At 41.9% G+C, this 18,092-nt stretch carries 16 protein-coding genes; 13 read left to right on the top strand and 3 right to left on the bottom strand.

The annotated features are described in order from the left end of the window. Positions 1 to 462: 462 nt before the first annotated feature. The 7 genes from abc-f to IGI94_RS13860 all read left to right on the top strand — a co-directional run bounded on the left by abc-f (position 463) and on the right by IGI94_RS13860 (position 9,511). Positions 463 to 1,965 (top strand): ribosomal protection-like ABC-F family protein, encoded by a 1,503-nt coding sequence (abc-f, locus tag IGI94_RS13890; protein WP_086316601.1) that lies wholly within the window; start codon positions 463 to 465, stop codon positions 1,963 to 1,965. Between the two features lie 469 nt (positions 1,966 to 2,434). Further along, positions 2,435 to 3,508 carry an ABC transporter ATP-binding protein gene (locus IGI94_RS13885; protein ID WP_005233711.1) on the top strand — a complete coding sequence of 358 codons (1,074 nt, stop codon included), beginning with the start codon at positions 2,435 to 2,437 and terminating at the stop codon, positions 3,506 to 3,508. Beyond that, positions 3,508 to 4,389, top strand: a complete 882-nt coding sequence (locus IGI94_RS13880; protein WP_005228014.1) for a carbohydrate ABC transporter permease — start codon at positions 3,508 to 3,510, stop codon at positions 4,387 to 4,389. The genes IGI94_RS13885 and IGI94_RS13880 overlap by 1 nt, the downstream gene beginning before the upstream one ends. 4 nt (positions 4,390 to 4,393) lie before the next feature. After that, complete coding sequence (locus tag IGI94_RS13875) at positions 4,394 to 5,212, top strand: carbohydrate ABC transporter permease (protein WP_005228015.1); 819 nt, start codon at positions 4,394 to 4,396, stop codon at positions 5,210 to 5,212. Beyond that, complete coding sequence (locus IGI94_RS13870) at positions 5,196 to 6,488, top strand: MBL fold metallo-hydrolase (RefSeq protein ID WP_005228016.1); 1,293 nt, start codon at positions 5,196 to 5,198, stop codon at positions 6,486 to 6,488. The genes IGI94_RS13875 and IGI94_RS13870 overlap by 17 nt, the downstream gene beginning before the upstream one ends. Positions 6,489 to 6,504: 16 nt before the next feature. Then, positions 6,505 to 7,788: an ABC transporter substrate-binding protein gene (locus IGI94_RS13865; RefSeq protein ID WP_005233730.1), complete on the top strand. Its 1,284-nt coding sequence runs from the start codon at positions 6,505 to 6,507 to the stop codon at positions 7,786 to 7,788. A 175-nt stretch (positions 7,789 to 7,963) separates the two neighbouring features. Next, positions 7,964 to 9,511 carry a bifunctional metallophosphatase/5'-nucleotidase gene (locus IGI94_RS13860; RefSeq protein ID WP_005228018.1) on the top strand — a complete coding sequence of 516 codons (1,548 nt, stop codon included), beginning with the start codon at positions 7,964 to 7,966 and terminating at the stop codon, positions 9,509 to 9,511. 43 nt (positions 9,512 to 9,554) lie between these two features. Here IGI94_RS13860 and IGI94_RS13855 read toward each other — a convergent pair whose 3' ends face one another. The 3 genes from IGI94_RS13855 to IGI94_RS13845 are packed head-to-tail and all read right to left on the bottom strand — an operon-like array spanning position 9,555 to position 11,142. Then, the gene (locus IGI94_RS13855) at positions 9,555 to 9,716 is read right to left on the bottom strand and encodes a hypothetical protein (RefSeq protein ID WP_005233739.1); all 162 of its coding nucleotides are present in this window, start codon (positions 9,714 to 9,716) and stop codon (positions 9,555 to 9,557) included. A 33-nt stretch (positions 9,717 to 9,749) separates the two neighbouring features. After that, positions 9,750 to 10,100 (bottom strand): hypothetical protein, encoded by a 351-nt coding sequence (locus IGI94_RS13850; RefSeq protein WP_005233740.1) that lies wholly within the window; start codon positions 10,098 to 10,100, stop codon positions 9,750 to 9,752. A gap of 19 nt (positions 10,101 to 10,119) precedes the next feature. Then, a complete protein-coding gene (locus IGI94_RS13845; protein ID WP_034878296.1) occupies positions 10,120 to 11,142 on the bottom strand; it encodes a lactonase family protein in 1,023 nt (340 codons plus the stop codon). 118 nt (positions 11,143 to 11,260) lie between these two features. Between IGI94_RS13845 and IGI94_RS13840 the strand changes: the two genes are divergently transcribed. From IGI94_RS13840 to IGI94_RS13815, 6 genes are all read left to right on the top strand, one after another. After that, positions 11,261 to 11,614 (top strand): PTS glucitol/sorbitol transporter subunit IIA, encoded by a 354-nt coding sequence (locus IGI94_RS13840; protein WP_086298211.1) that lies wholly within the window; start codon positions 11,261 to 11,263, stop codon positions 11,612 to 11,614. 15 nt (positions 11,615 to 11,629) lie between these two features. Next, a complete protein-coding gene (locus tag IGI94_RS13835) occupies positions 11,630 to 12,811 on the top strand; it encodes an AI-2E family transporter (RefSeq protein ID WP_005233743.1) in 1,182 nt (393 codons plus the stop codon). Between the two features lie 283 nt (positions 12,812 to 13,094). Then, a complete protein-coding gene (locus IGI94_RS13830; RefSeq protein ID WP_005233744.1) occupies positions 13,095 to 13,676 on the top strand; it encodes a TetR/AcrR family transcriptional regulator in 582 nt (193 codons plus the stop codon). 19 nt (positions 13,677 to 13,695) lie between these two features. After that, positions 13,696 to 14,232, top strand: coding sequence for a flavodoxin domain-containing protein (locus tag IGI94_RS13825; protein WP_008379457.1), 537 nt, complete (start codon positions 13,696 to 13,698; stop codon positions 14,230 to 14,232). Between the two features lie 530 nt (positions 14,233 to 14,762). Beyond that, the gene (locus IGI94_RS13820) at positions 14,763 to 15,689 is read left to right on the top strand and encodes an ROK family protein (protein WP_061053321.1); all 927 of its coding nucleotides are present in this window, start codon (positions 14,763 to 14,765) and stop codon (positions 15,687 to 15,689) included. A gap of 129 nt (positions 15,690 to 15,818) precedes the next feature. Next, the gene (locus IGI94_RS13815; RefSeq protein ID WP_008379459.1) at positions 15,819 to 18,086 is read left to right on the top strand and encodes a helix-turn-helix domain-containing protein; all 2,268 of its coding nucleotides are present in this window, start codon (positions 15,819 to 15,821) and stop codon (positions 18,084 to 18,086) included. Positions 18,087 to 18,092 lie beyond the last annotated feature (6 nt).

The raw sequence follows: 18,092 nt of genomic DNA, 5'->3' as shown, positions 1-18,092 counted from the left end.
GTTATTTAATTTAACTGTTATGTTTTTCACATGTAAAGTTTTTTTATCGGAGGTATAATGAATTCACAACCAACAACCTTTTTATTTTTCATTTTACTCCTTTTGCCATCAGGACTAACCAACCTGATGGTTTTTTTTGTTTTTTAATGAAGTGTTTCCATCAAAAGCGGGGATAGTTTGTGAACAAAATATAAAGTTGAAATAGCAAGGAATAGCAAGCTTGCGCTTTTTTGTCGATCAATGCTATACTTAGGGCACTATTAAACGAAATGAGGGATCCTCCATTGAAAAATTAACCAATTTGTTGAAAGCTGCATGAAACTGTTCCTCCAAGGGGATAGTCTGCAGATTTTCAGGATTGGTTGACTTTTTCAATGGGGGATCTTTTTGTGTACCTCTAAAAACTGATTCTGAAAATAGCTTTAGTCTACTCTATTCCGTGAATAGAGACGAGGTATATTTATGTCGAATATCAGTATTAATCATTTAACTTTTGGCTTTGATAGCCAGGAACGGTTGCTTTTTGAGGATGCCAACTTGAACCTTGATACTCAATGGAAATTAGGGTTGATTGGCAGAAATGGTCGCGGCAAAACGACCTTGCTGCGTTTGCTGCTCAATGAATTGCCTTATAGCGGCTCGATTACCCATGAGCAGCAATTCGTTTATTTTCCCTTAACCGTCGCTGACGATCAGCAACTGACGCTTTTTGTTTTACAAGAATCCGGTGAATTTGAGCAGTGGCGTTTGGAACGAGAATTGAACCTGCTGCAACTTGATCCAGAAGTTCTTTGGCGGCCCTTTGCCACTTTATCTGGCGGCGAGCAAACGAAAGTTCTATTGGCGCGTTTGTTCGTTGATGAAGAGAATTTTGCTTTGATCGATGAGCCAACCAACCATTTGGATGTGACCGCTCGCCAACATGTTGCCCGCTATTTGCAGCAAAAAACCGGGTTTATCGTTGTGAGCCATGATCGACAGTTTGTCGATGAAGTCGTCGATCATGTATTGGCGATCGAAAAAAGCCGCTTGGTGTTGTACAAAGGGAATTATTCAGTTTATGAACTGCAAAAGCAGCAAAAAGATGCCTATGAGCAAGAACAAAACAGCAAGTTGAAAAAAGAAATCGGTCGTTTGAAGCAGACGGCAGCCGAGAAAGCGGAGTGGTCCCGAGGACGCGAACGGGACAAATTAGGGTCGCCGACCAAAAAAGGCAGTGGGGCAATCTATGATACGGGGGCGATCGGTGCCCGAGCGGCACGGACCATGAAGCGCTCGAAAGCGATCGTTAAACGGATGGAAGATCAAATTCAAGACAAGTCTGCGTTGTTAAAAGACATTGAGTGGATCGATCCTCTGAAAATGACCCCGCTTGTTAGCCATCATGACGTGTTGCTGGAAGCAGAGCATTTTCAGCTCGGCTATGAGAAGCCTTTGTTTAAACCGCTGACGTTTGCGATCCGTCAAAAAGAGCGCTTGGGGATTCAAGGGGCCAACGGATCTGGCAAGTCCAGTTTGATTGCGAGTATTTTAGGTACTTTCGAAGGACAGCAGACAGGGACGATCAAAACAGCCCATGGGATCACCATCAGTTATGTTCGACAAAACTACGAGGACAATTGTGGGATGCTGACAGAGTTTGCCCAAGAACATGGCTTGAATTATCAAGATCTGCTAAATAATTTGAAAAAACTTGGCTTGGAAAGAGCTGTTTTTCAAACGCCGATCCAGCAAATGAGCATGGGGCAGCGTAAACGCGTGGAACTAGCCAAATCATTAGCAACACCAGCAGAATTGTTTATCTGGGATGAACCTCTGAATTATTTGGATGTCTTCAATCAGAAGCAATTAGAGGAAGTAATCCATTTGGTGGAGCCTTCTATGCTGATCATTGAACACGACCGTTATTTTCTTGAGCAAGTCTCAACGAAATTGCTGACGTTGACGATCGATGAAGTCGAATAACTGAAGGGGAAAAAGGACGATTGTTTTCTTTGGGGAAACCGTCCTTTTTTGTTATTTTAATCGGAGAGATACTGACGATTTTAGTAAGTATTTAATAAGGGTGCTTTTGATAAAAAAGTTGTGTAAAAATAGTGTTATTATACACAGGTATGTATATTTGATAAAATTCATTCATTTTTTCATGAAAATTTTCGAAAAATGACGAAATGTTCGGGATTAGCGGGTAGAATTCCCTTTGAATCACTCATCGTTTTCTCATTGTTTGGTAAATTAATTAAAAATTCTTTCATAATTCCCATTGGTTTTTACAAAACATTTACAATAATAGTATCGAATAAAAACATTCGTTTGTTATGATTAAAATCGAATTTCTTTGAGCGTTTGACCGAAACATCAAGAGTTCGTTTTTTTTGTGACTTGAAATGCCAGTCAACTATTCGGAGGAAAAAGAGAAAATGGAGGGGCAGTTTTGATAGAAGTAGTCGGGTTGAAGAAGGTTTTTGATAATAAGTTCGAAGCCTTGAAAGCAGTAGATTTTACAATAGAAAAAGGCGATTTGGTTTGTTTGTTGGGACCTAGTGGTTGCGGGAAATCGACGATATTGAATTTGATCGCGGGGTTGTTAAGTCCCACCGATGGTGATATCCGCTTTAATGGTACTTCCGTTGTTAAGACGGAGCCGAAAGACCGCAATATCGGGTTTGTTTTTCAGAACTATGCCCTTTATCCCCATATGACTGTGTTAGAAAATGTCATGTTTCCCTTGACAGTCGGAGAGAAAAAAATCAAGAAAAACGAAGCACAGAAAATTGCTGAAAAGTTCATGAAGCTGACCAATATTGAAGAATTAAGTCAGAAAAAACCAGGAACCCTTTCCGGTGGACAACAGCAACGGGTCGCCATTACTCGTGCTTTGGTGCAAAGTCCAGAAGTGTTACTGCTGGATGAACCATTGAGTAACTTAGATGCCCGTTTGCGCTTGAAGATCCGTGAAGAAATTCGTCGGTTAGTCAAAGAAGTAGGAATCACTACGATCTTCGTGACTCATGACCAAGAAGAAGCTCTTTCTATCAGTGATAAGATTATTTTGATGAATGAAGGGATCATTCAACAAAATGATGATCCGCAAAACCTTTACTTAGAACCAAACAATCTTTTCGTAGCGAAATTCATTGGTAATCCAATCATCAACATCTTGCCAGTAGAAGTCAAAGAGGGACAAATGATCCATCCAGCATTCACGATCCCAGTTGACCGCTTTACCGACATTCGCTTCAAGAAACCATTGACAGACGGCCAATATACGTTAGGTATTCGTCCAGAAGATGTGCTGACCACCTTACAAACGGGGTTGTTCCAAACAGAAATCAAGAGTGTGGAGCTGATCGGACGAGAACGAATCTTGAACTTTGATCTGGCTGCTAAACATATGAAATCGATCGTTAGTATTGAAGAAATCATTGAAGAAGGCGCGCAAGTGTCATTTGATTTTCATTACAAAAAAGCCTTTATCTTTGATGAAAAAGGAGAGCGGGTCTACTAATGTTCAAAAAAAATTATAACCCTGAGAACCAACCGAAAGCATGGCTGTTTTTACTGCCTTCATTGGTCATTATTTTCTTATTCAGTGTATATCCGCTGTTTCGTTCCTTCATCATGAGTTTCCAAAAAGGAACCTTGATTAACCAACAGTATGCTGGGCTTGAGAACTATCAAAGGGTTTTAACGGACCCAGTCTTCTTTCGAGCACTGCAAAATACGGCGCTCTTTGCTTTTGCGGTCGTACCGATCGCGTTGATCCTTTCTTTAGCGATTGCGTGGATCATTTTTGAAAAAGTCAAATACAAAAGTTTTTTTGAAACGATCTTTTTTATGCCTTATGTCACGAGTACGATTGCCATCGGGATCGTGTTTCGCTACTTTTTCAATGGCTCTTACGGGATCATCAACTATTTGTTGAGTCTTGTCGGCATTCCACCAGTCAACTGGCTGGATAATGTCAATATGAGTATGACGACCTTGATCATCTTTGGCGTTTGGACGAGCCTCGCCTTCAACATTATTATCTTGTTGGCAGGAATGCGCAACATCGACAAAGAACACTACAAAATCGCAAAAATGTTTGGCGCCACCGATGGCGAGATTTTTCGGAAAATCACCTTTCCGCAGTTGATCCCGACTTTTGCCTTCTTGTTAACGGTCAATCTGATCAGTGCCTTTAAAGTCTATACTCAAGTATATGCCTTGTTTGGCGGACAGCCAGGGATCGCCCGCAGTGCAACCACGGCAGTCTTTTATATTTATGACAAATTCCATATCGCCGGACGTCCGGGGATTGCAATGGCGGCAACCGTGATCTTGTTCATCATTATTTTGCTCGTCACCTTTATCCAAAATAAACTTTTGAAGAAAGTGGGCGAATAAACGAATGAAAAAAATTGTCACGATTGTTTCGATGCTGTTTTTAGCAATTTTAGCAGTGATCACGCTGTTTCCCTTTGTCTATATGATTTTAGCTGGTCTAATGACCTACAGTGAAGCAACCAGTATTCCACCGACGATCATGCCAGAGTCTTTCCAGTGGAGCAACTACGGGGAAGTTTTTACCCGAGCACCGTTTTTACGCTACTTCTTTAATACGGTCTTCGTTTCCGCGGTGACGACTATCGCGACGCTGATCACGGCAATTTTAGCTGCTTTTGCATTAACGAGTCTTGAATTCAAATATAAGCGTCTCGTGATTGGTTTGATGATCTCCTTACTGATGGTTCCATATGAATCGATCATCTTTACCAATTACAATACGATTGCTCGAATGGGCTTATTGAATACGTATAGTGCCTTGATCATTCCGTTTCTGACCAGTATTTTTTACATCTATTATTTAAACGGTTATTTACAAAGTATTTCTAATACCTTTTATAAGGCAGCCAAAATTGACGGTGCCAGCGACCTAGCTTATATCCGCCGAATTTTGATCCCCATGTCTAAACCAGCCTTGGTGACAGTCGGGATTCTGACGTTCATCTCTAGCTGGAATTCTTTCTTATGGCCGTTGTTAGTGACGAATGAGAAAAAATACCGTCTCTTAAATAATGGATTGGCTGCCTTTACCACAGAAAGCGGCAGTGACGTTCATTTACAAATGGCGGCAGCGACCTTGACCGTCATTCCAATTCTGATCATTTACTTGATCTTTAGAAAAGAAATTATCAAAGGAGTGGCTAAAGATGGCATCAAAGGATAAAACAACGATCACCTTCCATAGCGGAATTTTAACGATTGGAGGAACCGTCATCGAAGTTGCGTACAAAGATGCCCATATCTTTTTTGATTTCGGTTCGGAGTATCATCCAGAAACACCCTTACCAGATGAAGAATTACAAACGTTAGTTGCGCATCGCTGGATACCAGAACTGAAAAATGTCTACGATCCACGCTTAGACTACACGTACCAAGGAAGCGAAACGAAAGAATACCAAGAAACAGCAGTTTTTCTTTCCCACGCCCATCTGGATCATTCCAAGATGATCAACTTTTTAGACCCAAATATTCCTATGTACACCTTGAAGGAAACCAAAGCGATCCTCGAAGTATTGAATCAAAAAGGGGACTTCTTGCTGCCCGTTCCTCATGAAGAAAAAAGCTTTGTCCGTGAATTGATCGGCTTAGAACCCCATGATGTGATTCGGGTCGGGGAAATCGAAGTCGAGATCATTCCAGTCGATCATGATGCGTACGGTGCGGCGGCCTTGTTAATTCGCACGCCGGATCATTTTATCGCTTATACCGGTGATTTGCGTTTGCATGGCTATCATCCAGAGCGTACCAAAGAATTCTGTCAATTAGCCAAACACACGGATCTATTGATGATGGAAGGGGTCAGCATCAGCTTCCCAGAAAGAGAACCGGACCCCAAAGCGATCACGGTGGAAAGTGAAACAGAATTGATTGAGACCTTCGTGCGTTTGGTCAAAGAAAATCCCCAACGACAAATTACCTTCAATGGCTATCCAGCCAATGTTGAGCGCTTTATGGCGCTTGTTGAAGCCGCGCCGCGGACGGTTGTTTTAGAGGCGACGCAAGCTGCTTTGTTGAAAGAAATTTTCAATAAAGATGTACCGTTCTATACGATCGATGATCAAGTACCAGCGACTCTCGATCCAGCCTTCGCCATTTCTTATCAGGCATTATGTGCCGACACGAGCCAGTACCTTTGGCAAGCAGTCGCGCATTTTGAAAACTTGCAAACAGGTGGATTGTATATTCACAGTGATGCGCAGCCGTTAGGCGATTTTGATCCAGCTTATCAAGTCTTTTTGGATCAACTGGCAGCACTGGAGATCGAATTTGTCCGTTTGCCAAACTCGGGACATGCGAAACCAGCTGATTTAGATCAGATCATTGCATGGATCGAGCCCCAACGATTGGTTCCAATCCATACGCTGAAACCAGAAAATCTGGTGAATCCGTATGGTGAAAGAATATTGCCGCAACGCGGTGAAAAAATTATTTTAGAGTGATAGAGGAGAGGAAAAAATGAAAACAAAGAAACTTGCATTTGCAGCAGCTGCAGCCGCGACATTGGTATTAGGGGCTTGTGGAAACAACAACGATTCATCTGGTTCTACCGAAAGTGATGAAATCGTTACAGAACTAAGCGAAGATACGACTGTCACCTTTTGGCATGCAATGAATGGTGCGCAAGAAGAATCATTGACGAAATTGACGGAGCAATTCATGGACGAAAATCCAAACATCAAGATCGAATTGCAAAACCAATCCAGCTACTCTGATCTACAAGCAAAGGTGAATTCAACCTTGCCTTCACCAAAAGATCTACCAACTATCACCCAAGCATATCCTGGTTGGTTATGGAATGCTGCCCAAGATGACATGTTGGTTGACCTTGGCGAATACATCAACGATGATACTATCGGTTGGGGTGACCAAGAAGAGATCCGCAGTGCCCTTTTAGAAGGCGCGCAGATCGACGGCGTGCAATACGGGATTCCTTTCAACAAATCAACAGAAATGCTGTTCTACAATGCAGACATGTTAGACGAGTATGGTATTGACGTACCGACAAACCTTGAAGAATTAAAAGAAGCTTCTCAAGAAATCTTTGAAAAATCAAACGGTGAAGTAGTAGGTGCTGGTTTTGACTCATTAAACAACTACTACGCCATCGCAATGAAAAACCAAGGTGTTGATTTTGACAAAGACTTGCAACTAGACAGCGATGAATCAAAAGAAGTCATCAACTACTACCTGGATGGTGTCAAAGAGGGCTACTTCCGAATCGCTGGTTCTGATCAATACTTGTCTGGACCATTTGCCAACGAGCAAGTCGCAATGTATGTCGGCTCAATCGCAGGGGAAGGTTTTGTTAAAAAAGATACCGAAGGCAAATTTGAATATGACGTAGCAGCTCGTCCAGAACCAATCAACTTGCAACAAGGAACTGACTTGTACATGTTCAACAGCGCAACACCAGAGCAACGTACTGCTGCTTTTGAATACATGAAATTCTTGACTTCTCCAGAAGCGCAAAAAACATGGGCAATCGATACCGGCTACATGCCAGTTGTTGAATCTGTTTTGGAAAGCGATGAATACAAAAACAATCCTGAAACAAAAGTGGCTGCCAAATTAGAAGATGCAACCAAAGAATTGTTCTCGATCCCAGTGATTGAAAATGCTGATCCTGCTTACAATGAAATGCGTTCAATCATGGAAAACATTTTGTCTAATACAGATCAAGATGTCGATCAATTGATTGAAAACGCAAAACCACAATTAGAAGATGCTTGGAACCAATAATTCTGAATTTCTTCGTCAAAATAGGGTATAATCAGGGAAACACCTGAGATGAAACACCAAAGGGTTTGTATCATAAGGTTTGAAGACGCAAGGAAGCAAAATTTGCTGGCTTTCGAGGGTTTTCGACTTATGCGCATGCCCTTTTGGTGTATTGAGGGGAAAAGGAGTCTTTTGAATGAAAATCACGTTTTTAGAAACGAGCGATATGCATGGCTATGTTTATCCAACCAATTTTGCCGATGACACGGAACAAGGATTCGGCGTGGCAAAAGTTGCCACCAAAATGAAAGAACTGCGCCAAGCAGCCACCGGACCGGTCGTAACGATCGAAAATGGCGACTTTATCCAAGGCTCGCCCTTAAGCTATTACATTGCCAAAAGCCAGCACTCCGTTGCCGCATTGACCGCTGTCGTCAACCACCTAGACGTTGATGTTCATGTCTTAGGCAATCATGAGTTCAACTACGGTCTGCCTTATTTGCAAGAAGCGATCGCCAGCTACCAAACGCCGGTACTTGCAGCCAATATTTTAAATGAAGCGGGGGAACCATTCTTTGGGCAAGCTTACACCATCATTGAAAAAGAAGGGGTAAAGATCGCGATTTTAGGAATGGTGACGCCCTATATTCCTCATTGGGAACAACCTGCGACGATTCGCGGGATGCAGTTTGTCAGCATCGTTGAGACAGCGAAAAACTATGTACCTTACTTACGAGAACAAGCCGATATTGTTGTTGTCAGTTATCATGGCGGCTTCGAGCGTGATTTAGTCACTGGGGAACCGACTGAATTATTGACCGGCGAAAATGAGGGCTATCAATTATTGCAGGAAGTCTCAGGAATCGATGCCTTCTTCACAGGACACCAGCATCGTGAGATCGCCACAAAAATCAATGGTGTTCCCGTTGTACAGCCCGGTTATCGTGGAAGCTTTATCGGCGCCATCGAATTGACGGTTGAAAAAAATCAGACAGGGGTTCATGTCACAAACAGTACGGCTGCGTTGATCCCTGTTGCGGATGCTGTCCCAGATCAAGAGACGTTGGCTTTGTTAGCACCCATCGAAGAAGAGTTACAAACATGGCTAGATCAGCCGTTAGGCAAAGTCAGTGGGGATATGCGAATCACCGATCCGATGGGGGCACGCTTGAAAGAGCATCCTTATATTGAATTCATCAATCGTGTTCAGATGGCTGCCAGTGGCGCCAAAATTTCTGGCACTGCTCTTTTCAACAATGAAGGCAAAGGCTTTGGCGCAACCATCACGATGCGGGATGTGATTACCAATTATATTTACCCAAATACGTTAGCTGTAGTCAAAATAACAGGTGCCGAATTAAAAGCTGCTTTAGAACAAACGGCGGATTATTTAGCCGTTGTTGACGGTCAGATCGTTTTCAATCCTGCTTTTATTGAACCAAAACCGCAATATTATAACTACGATATGTATGAAGGCATCGAGTATACGATCGATCTTAGTCAACCCGTTGGTCAACGAATCACCCGTTTGGACTTTGAAGAAAAAGCCATTGCGATGGACCAGGAATTAGAGATCGTCATCAACCAATACCGTGCCGTGGGCGGTGGCAACTACGCCATGTTTTCTGCCGAAAAAATCGTTCGTGAGATTCAAGTCGATATGACGGAACTGATTGCTGACTATTTGAAACAGCATCCTCAGATCGAAGCCACGACGAATCAAAACTTTCTAGTGACGTTATAATAGCAAAACAGCCTGCGATGAATGAATCATCGCAGGCTGTTTCTTAATTTTCTACATTACGTACATAGTCATCAAAGTATTTTACCAAATCCGCTTTGACTTGTTGATAGTCTTCTTCGGAATAGTCTTTGTCTTCTAGTTTTGCTTCGAAAAATGGCATGGCCAATTCTTCTCGTAAACGATCCAACACTTGTTCTTGGTTCATAACGTCACCTTTTTCACTTTTGATTTGATTTCATCATAACAAATGAAATGAGGCTGTCAATGCTTCGTAAGTGTCTTTCATTTTTTCTAAACGATTTTTTAAAGAAACAAAATCATCGTCATCATGAAAAAGGACTTGTTTTAATTCAAAATAATAGATCTCAAAAGCATCAAAGAAAGCAATGACTTCCGCTGTTTGCAGCTCTTTGGCAGTATCGCAGCGAATATAGGCTTTTTCAGCGATCGCATACGTTTCCGCAGTCGTTAATAGGACCAATGATTCATTGTATTTGCGGCTCGTCACTAGTTCAAAGGTTGATTGACATTTATTGTAGATATTAGAAAAATCTTTGAGCACGAGTTCCTTTGGTGTTTTATCAAACATGGGGGAATCCTCCAAAACTTTATTTTTTGAATAAGACGCAGACACATTCTGGTGCGTAGATGTCTTTTTCTAAGACAGTCAATTTGCCAGTGGCTTCATCGCGTTTGTATAACGTTAGGTTATCAGAATTTTGGTTGGCACAAACCAGATAATCGTTTGTCGGGTCCAAATCGAAATCGCGAGGGAAGTCGCCTTCTGTTGAGATTGATTGAACAAAAGCCAGGCCAGCGCCTTCATCGGTTACTTCAAAAACAGCGATTGAATTATGGCCGCGATTTGAGCTGTAAACAAAACGTCCATCGTTCGAGATCCGTACCGCAGCGCCACTGTTGAAATCCGTAAAGTCCGCAGGGATCGTTGGCACCTTTTGGATTTTCTCAAAACTGCCATCTGCTTGATTGTAGCGTAAAACAGTCAATGAGCTGTCTAATTCGCCCACTAAGTAAGCGTATTGGTTATTTGGATGGAAGACTAAGTGACGAGGACCAGTTCCGTCTTCTGCCACATAGACAGCTACTTCTGTCAGTTTGCCATCTTCTGAAATATCATAAGTATAGACCCGGTCCGTTCCAAGGTCACAAACTGCTAAACGTTGGTCTGGTGTTAAGTCAGTATAATGGACATGAGGTTTGTCTTGGTTTTCATGAGAGCCGACGGGTTCATCATGGTAGATGCTGTCCGTTGCTTCGATGCTGCCATCTTCTAGAATTTTATAAACATTCACTTCACCTTTGTGGTAGTTGGCACCATATAAAAGCTGACGGTTTTCATCAACTGCTACATAGCAAAGGGGTGCGCCTTCTTCCGTTGCGGTATTCAGCAAGGTAAAGTCTGGGGTATAAGCAGCGGCGCCACCGTTGCCAGCTACTTCTGTGACGCTGTAAACTGCTTCTTTTTTACTGCGGGCAAGATAAGTCGGACTTTTTTCTTCCGCGCATAAGGTCAAATCGGTCAGTGTTCCTTTTTCCGTATCTAAAGCGATCGAATAGATCCCTTTACTTTCGCGACGAGTGTACGTACCCAAATAAATCGTTTGCAACATAAAAAAACCTCCTAATAGTTTCATTCCTCTTTAATTCTACCATAGAATGCGGTTTTGGGCGGGTAGAAAAACTCTTTATGTTATAATAAACGAGAAGATAGAAAGGGGAGTTTGTCATATGAAAAAAGGGACGATCAAAGAAATTGGTCCACAAGCGATCGATTCGCAAGAAAGAATGATCATCTTCTTTGGGGAAGAAGCGACCGATACATTGCGAGAATATTCAGTCATCCAAACGATTCCTGATTCGCAAGCGTTAGTCGTAAAGAAAGAGGATCAGATTACTTTTGGTGATCAGACCTATCAAGTCCAATATGTAGGAACGGTGGCTAACCAAATCCTGCAAACGATCCAGCATGTGACCTTTGTCTTTGACGAAGTGCCGGCTGAAGAACCGCTTTCAAGTGCGATTTATTTAACGCCAACTGTTTTGCCGAACCTCGAAGTCGGCATGCAAGTGGCGTACAACTAGGAGGCAAAGAATGTCATGAAAGAAACGCAGAAAAAGCCGCATTCCTGGTTTTGGAAATGGTTTTTAAACAATCAAGCAGTGACCAGCTTGCTGGTCATTTTATTGATTCTCTTAATTTTGCTGCTCTTCACGAAAGTTTCATATTTGTTTGAGCCTGTCTGGCAATTTTTAGCCATCGTCGGATTGCCAATCATTTTGGCTGGGATCTTGTATTACTTGATGAATCCCACTGTTGACTATTTGGAGCGCAAAGGAATCAAACGAATTTACAGTATTTTTGGTCTTTTTGTTTTGGTGGTTGGTCTGATTGTCTGGGGGGTGGTGGTCATCATTCCTAAGATTCAAGAGCAATCCATGAGTTTTGCGGATAATCTGCCGGGGTATTTGACGATTATTGAGAATAAGGTGAATGAAATCTTGTCTGATCCAATCTTCTCGCAAGTCCAAGATCAGATCGAAGCTTCCAATGAGAAGTTGATTTCTTCTCTGACGGATATCGTCCAAAATCTTTCCCGCAGTACGATTCAAAATCTAGGTAGTTTCTTCGGGGCCGTTGCGACGATCGTTTTAGCGGTCATTACCATGCCGTTTATTTTGTTCTACCTACTGAAAGATGGCCGCAAACTAGCCCCTTATTTTGTCAAATTTTTACCAACCAAAATGCGCCAGCCGTCACTGATCGTTTTAAAAGAAATGAATGACCAGGTATCCTCCTATATTCGGGGACAGCTGACAGTGGCGTTTGCGGTCGCAGTGATGTTTATGATCGGCTTTAGTATTATTGGCTTAGATTATGCCATCACACTGGGGATTGCAGCGGGATTTCTAAATTTGATCCCTTATTTAGGCTCCTTTTTGGCCATGATCCCTGCGGTCTTTTTAGGAATCGTCGGCGGACCCGTGTTACTGATCCAAGTTCTGATCGTTTTTGTTATTGAGCAAACCATTGAAGGACGCTTGATTTCGCCATTAGTTCTAGGAAATGAGTTGTCGATCCATCCTGTCACGATCCTGTTAGTCCTCTTGACTTCAGGAAAATTGTTTGGTCTTGTTGGGGTCATTTTAGGGATTCCTGTCTATGCGGCTGCCAAGGTGATCATTACCCATGTGTTTGAATGGTATACGCGGGTTTCCTCCTTGTATGAAGAGGAAGAACCAATCCTCGAAGCACCACCAGAGGACACCCCAGAAGTTTAGCAGCTTCGAGTGCAAAAGAGTCCATACGTATTATCAACGGTACAGCCTTTTTCTGTGGGCTGTACCTTTTTTGTGCGGATAAAAAGAGCCAGCAATCATTGGAAAGTAACGGAAGATTTACAACCTATGAACGATGATTTGTGAGAAATCGACAGCTCTTTATTCAATAGAAAGAGCGAGGGAGTAGTGTCTTGGACCCGATTGACTTCGCAGGAACAAAAGAATATAATCTAGTTATATAAATCATTTATATAATGTGACTTGTGCTTAAGGAGGGGCTTGGATGCCAAAACAACGAATAACAAAGGAAATGGTGGTTGATGCCGCTTTTGAGATTGCTCGAAAAGGCGGTATGGAGCAAGTGATTGTCAAAAATATTGCGGAAAAGTTAGGCTGTTCAGTCCAGCCCATTTATAGTTATTGCACCAATATGGCGGGTCTGCGAACAGAAGTAGAGCAGAAAGCACGGCAATTTTTACAAGCGTATCTAGAAGCCCATAGCGACCCCCAGGATCTGTTTCGCAGTACCGGACACGCGTATTTGCAATTGGCGAAAGAAGAACCCCAAATTTTGAGAATTTTTGTCTTACAAAAAAGAGCGAATGTTTCGTCATTAGAAGAGCTGTATCAGTTGGAGACGAATCCTCAAGTAGCAAAAAGGATTGCCGCCGATTTGAACATCAGCATAGAAACCGCCAAACAGCTGCACTTGCATATGCTCATTTACACGATCGGAATCGGCACGATTTTCGCAGTAACGACACCAGGTATTCCACTAGGTGAAATCTATGCACAACAGGAAGAAGCTTACGAGATGTTTTTGAAACAGGCAATAGATGGCACAAAAAGTAGGTCGCAGTCCTAACTGCAGGGAGGAATTCCTCATGAAAAATGGCATTATTGTTTATCAATCGAAATACGGCGCTGTCAAAAAGTATGTCCACTGGCTTCAAGAAGCAACAGGTTTTCCCTGCCTAGAAACCCCAAAAGCCAAAATAGCTGAAGTAATGGATTATGACACAATTATCTTCTGTGGGGGAATCTATGCTTCGGGTATTGCTGGACTGTCCTTTTTAAAAAAGAATAGCAATCAGCTAAAAGGCAAAGAGATACTCATCTTTTGTGCGGGAGCTTCTGTTCCTGAAAAAGTGGTAGTGAAAAAACTCAGAGAACAGAATCTCACGGGTCCGCTAAAGGACATCCCCTTTTTTTACGGAAGAGGACAATGGCAGGAAAGCAAAATGAACTTTTTCGATCGAACCTTAGTGAAAATGTTAAGAAAAGCGGCCGCTAAAAAAGAGCCACACACCTATGACCCACAGACGAAGGTACTCATGGAAGCCAATGGACAAGATTGCGATTGGACGGATAAAAAATACTTGGTTCCGTTGGTGGATTATTTGGAGCAGGAATTGTATTGAACGAGCACAAGCGCTTTATTGAGGTTTTATGAATCAAATGAGCAATAAGTGACCAGAGTGTAAGAACAGAACAAAATTAGTTTACTGCGAATAGATTTTTTGTTGTGACACCAAGAGTCTGCAACTAAGTTCTTAAAATTGTTTGATCTATTCCTAAAATTCAATGAGTAAGTAGAATGCCGATCACGCATGAGAGGATGTCTTATGCGTGACGGTTTTTTTGTTTATAGCTTATCTTAATAGAAAAAACGGGAGTAGCTGATTCCTTTGTTTATAAAATTCTCAGACATTGTATCTAATAGTTCTATTTTTTAGCTTTGCATGATGAACATTTTTGTGAAGCTGAACGTTAAACCAGGTCTTTCAAGTGCTAAAAAAATAAGCAGAGAAGCTATCTCTGTATGTACAATGTATATTCTTTCTAAATGCAAGATATCTTTCGTTGCGGGCTTTTTTATGGCTTGGACGGATTTGACATATTGTTGCAAGAAATACATATGGTCGCTGAAAACATTGGTTGCGTATACTGAATGCAAGACAAAAGAAAACCTTGCGAGGTCAAGAAAATGTGGATTTTAGCAATTGATATTGGCGGTACTGCTATTAAATGTGGGTTAGTGAATAGTCAAGGGGAACGCAGACAATTGACTCAATTTCCTATGAACAAGGAATATTCCACAGTCACGCAACGTATATGTCGACAGATCGATGCATTCTATGCAGCAGCATTTGATGGCATCGCTATTAGCTCAACGGGACTGGTTGATCCACAAAGCCAAGAAATCGGGATGACATCACCTTTATATGAAGGATTTGGTAAAAGACTGGTTAAGCATTTGCGCAGTACATACCAATGTCCAGTTGCTGCCGAAAATGATGGCAACTGTGCGCTATTGGCAGAAAAATGGTTGGGTCACGCTCAAAATTGTGCGTCCTTTGCGACAATTGTCCTAGGTACATCCGTTGGCGGTGGCTTGATGATCGATCATCAATTGATTCGCGGCAAACACTTACTAGCAGGAGAGTTTGGTTATCTGCTTTTTCCGACCGAAAGGAAGGATTGGGAACTTTGGAGCATCGCAGGGTCAACCAGAACATTAGTAGAGAAAACAGCAAAACGTATCGGAGACCCAACAATCAATGGCCAGCGTATTGATACACTGGTTCAAGAACAAGATCCGCGATGTCTGCCAGTAGTAGCTGATTTTGTCGATAAACTGGCGGCGGCTTGCTATAGCCTGCAATATATGATTGATCCGGAAATCATCTTGATTGGCGGTGGAATCAGTGCGAGCCGTTTCTTGATCCCACATGTAAACGCACGATTAGCTATGATTGCTGAGCAGATTCCTAGTACTGTTATCGTGCCAAACATTTGTGCCTGTCGTTTCGGCAATGAATCTAATTTATTGGGCGCTTGTTATAACTGGTTAAGAAAATACAAGCCTGATAGCTGACTTGTAAAAAAGCATTGTTTTTTATTAAAATAAAGCGTATTTTATTAGAGTATCATACATTCTTTTCTCCTAAATAAGTACCGATAAATGAAAGCGTTTTTGAGCTTTCGAAATAACAGAGAATAGGTGATGCAAATGGGAAAGTACACGGAACTGAATCGTCAAAAACTATTTAGGGGAATCATTCGTGCCATCAGCTCTTATTTAATCGTGTTTTTAGTGCCTTTTTTAGCCGTGTCATGGATTTGGTATGATACATCTGTCAAAAGTATCAATGAACAAGTGATGCTGACCGCTAGAAATCAATTGATTCAGTTGAAATATTCTTTAGAAAATACGTTTATTCAATTGAATTATCTGACGCAAAAAATGACCAATGATCATGTTGTCTCATTGAAATATTTGCAGCATCCTTACTTGACCAAAGAAGCAAGAGAGGCCATGCAAACGTACAAAATCACCAACGACTTAGTCGAAGAAGTCTATTTATATTATAAAGAGTCCCCAGCAACCTTGTATTCAACCGTAGGATCATTCTCTTTTGACACATTTTTGAAAAAAGTACTGCCGAAAAATGAAATGGGCCAGGAACAGTTAGCCGCACAATTGGATTCCTCAGCGCCTACATTGTTGACATTAGAAGGCGCCGGTGAGGAGCAGCGATATTCCCGTTTCTTTTATATCGTTCCCATTCAAAGTGAAGAGATGACTGTCTATGGCTCAGCGATCTATGAAATCAAAGAGAACAATTTGAAGAGAATTCTTGATCTCAGCAATAACGATGGGATCAGTAACACCTATATTATCAATGATGAGTACCAGTTATTAGCCAGTACCACCAATGATGAGTTAGCGCGCTTTTTAAATCATCCCGAACGCATGAAAAAAGGCATTCAAACAGGACGAATGCGGTTTGAACAATCAACGTATTTTGTTCAAGCGATTGCCAATAATGAATTGAATATTTCAGTGGTAGCCGTTGCTAATCCGAATCAAGCGCTGGCATCGGTCAACCGTGTACAAGAGCAGTTCGTCCTAGTATTTATCGCCATATTATTTACGGGTATCACTGCAGTCGTGATGCTTGGGTTACGTAGTTATCGCCCAATTCGCAAAATCGAAAATCTGGTTCAGGAGTTTCATCGGGACCCCAAAATGACCCTTCATTCGATGGATGATGTCCATAATACCTTGGCGGCATTTTTGGTTGAGCACCAAGAACTACATCAGGAAGTCCGCCTGCAAACACCTCATGCCAGAGAGCAAGTGCTGCGCAAATTAATGAGCGGACGTTTTCGGTCCGAGCAAGAACTGGCTTTGCTTTTAGAAGCGGTTCATGTCTGCTTTCCTAAGTCAAATTACTTTGTGATCGCCATCGATACGAAAACTGTGGATTCCAAAGCCAAGCAAGGAGATAAAAAATTTCTGATCGATTATATCGAGGAAATCAAAGAGGCGGATTATACGGCATATGCGACGGAAATTTTATCCAAAGAAATGTTAGCCTTGACCGTAGGGTTTGTTGATGGCAAAGAACAACAAGAAATTGTGGATGCCATTGCGGAAAAAATTACCCATGCGATCTCCCTAACACCCACAATGGGTGTCGGTATGACGGTCGATCAACTAACCGCCATCAATGAATCCTATATCGAAGGGTTGGCAGCACTGGAAAATCAAGGGAGTCAAGGCAAGCAAATCAGCTACTATGCGGAGCTTTCCAAAGAGACCAATCATTTGCCAATCAATTACCCAGACAATCAAAAATTAAAATTGATCCAAGCCTTGAATCAAGGAAATATTGAGATTGCCAGTGAAACGATCCAGCGGTTGATCGAAGAAGGCGAGAGTAAACAGACTTCGCCTCGTGTCCAAAAAATGTATGGCTACTACTTGTTGAATACGATCGCGCAAGTCGGCGGTGAATTGGTGGGGGCAGAAGTACTGCATACCGCTTCTGAAAGTGCTGATTTCAACAGCTTGAATCAATTGCAGTCTGCCTTGTTAACGATTGCCCAGCAGATTTGCACGAAGGTGCAGAAACAGCCGCTGGATGATGAGTCGGAAATGAATGAGAAAATCTTCAGTTTTATCCAAGAAAATTACCATTCCTCACAGCTCTCCTTGGAATCGGTGGCAGAGGAGGTTGGTGTTTCTGTCTCTTATGTCAGCCGTTTTGTAAAAAAAGAAAGCGGCAAAACCTTCTCCAAATATATTCAAGAACTAAGACTGAAAAAAATCAAAGAGGAACTGATTGAAACAGATTTGCCAATCAAAGAAATTATTCGCAACAATGGGTATTATGATGTTTCCAATTATACGAGAAAGTTCCGAAAAATAGTGGGTGTGACACCAGGGCAATACCGTGAAATGAACCAAAAAATGAGAAATTATTGAAAGTAT

Origin of the sequence: Enterococcus sp. AZ149 (assembly GCF_051714285.1) — a bacterium.
Taxonomy (GTDB): domain Bacteria; phylum Bacillota; class Bacilli; order Lactobacillales; family Enterococcaceae; genus Enterococcus_D; species Enterococcus_D entomosocium.
This window is presented reverse-complemented; position numbering and strand designations above follow the sequence as displayed.

Bases quoted from the DNA above. Each gene is read 5' to 3' on its own strand.
- abc-f (WP_086316601.1), top strand. From the start codon at position 463: ATGTCGAATATCAGTATTAATCATTTAACTTTTGGCTTTGATAGCCAG.
- IGI94_RS13880 (WP_005228014.1), top strand. From the start codon at position 3,508: ATGTTCAAAAAAAATTATAACCCTGAGAACCAACCGAAAGCATGGCTG.
- IGI94_RS13875 (WP_005228015.1), top strand. From the start codon at position 4,394: ATGAAAAAAATTGTCACGATTGTTTCGATGCTGTTTTTAGCAATTTTA.
- IGI94_RS13870 (WP_005228016.1), top strand. From the start codon at position 5,196: ATGGCATCAAAGGATAAAACAACGATCACCTTCCATAGCGGAATTTTA.
- IGI94_RS13865 (WP_005233730.1), top strand. From the start codon at position 6,505: ATGAAAACAAAGAAACTTGCATTTGCAGCAGCTGCAGCCGCGACATTG.
- IGI94_RS13860 (WP_005228018.1), top strand. From the start codon at position 7,964: ATGAAAATCACGTTTTTAGAAACGAGCGATATGCATGGCTATGTTTAT.
- IGI94_RS13855 (WP_005233739.1), bottom strand. From the start codon at position 9,716: ATGAACCAAGAACAAGTGTTGGATCGTTTACGAGAAGAATTGGCCATG.
- IGI94_RS13850 (WP_005233740.1), bottom strand. From the start codon at position 10,100: ATGTTTGATAAAACACCAAAGGAACTCGTGCTCAAAGATTTTTCTAAT.
- IGI94_RS13845 (WP_034878296.1), bottom strand. From the start codon at position 11,142: ATGTTGCAAACGATTTATTTGGGTACGTACACTCGTCGCGAAAGTAAA.
- IGI94_RS13840 (WP_086298211.1), top strand. From the start codon at position 11,261: ATGAAAAAAGGGACGATCAAAGAAATTGGTCCACAAGCGATCGATTCG.
- IGI94_RS13835 (WP_005233743.1), top strand. From the start codon at position 11,630: ATGAAAGAAACGCAGAAAAAGCCGCATTCCTGGTTTTGGAAATGGTTT.
- IGI94_RS13830 (WP_005233744.1), top strand. From the start codon at position 13,095: ATGCCAAAACAACGAATAACAAAGGAAATGGTGGTTGATGCCGCTTTT.
- IGI94_RS13825 (WP_008379457.1), top strand. From the start codon at position 13,696: ATGAAAAATGGCATTATTGTTTATCAATCGAAATACGGCGCTGTCAAA.
- IGI94_RS13820 (WP_061053321.1), top strand. From the start codon at position 14,763: ATGCAAGACAAAAGAAAACCTTGCGAGGTCAAGAAAATGTGGATTTTA.
- IGI94_RS13815 (WP_008379459.1), top strand. From the start codon at position 15,819: ATGCAAATGGGAAAGTACACGGAACTGAATCGTCAAAAACTATTTAGG.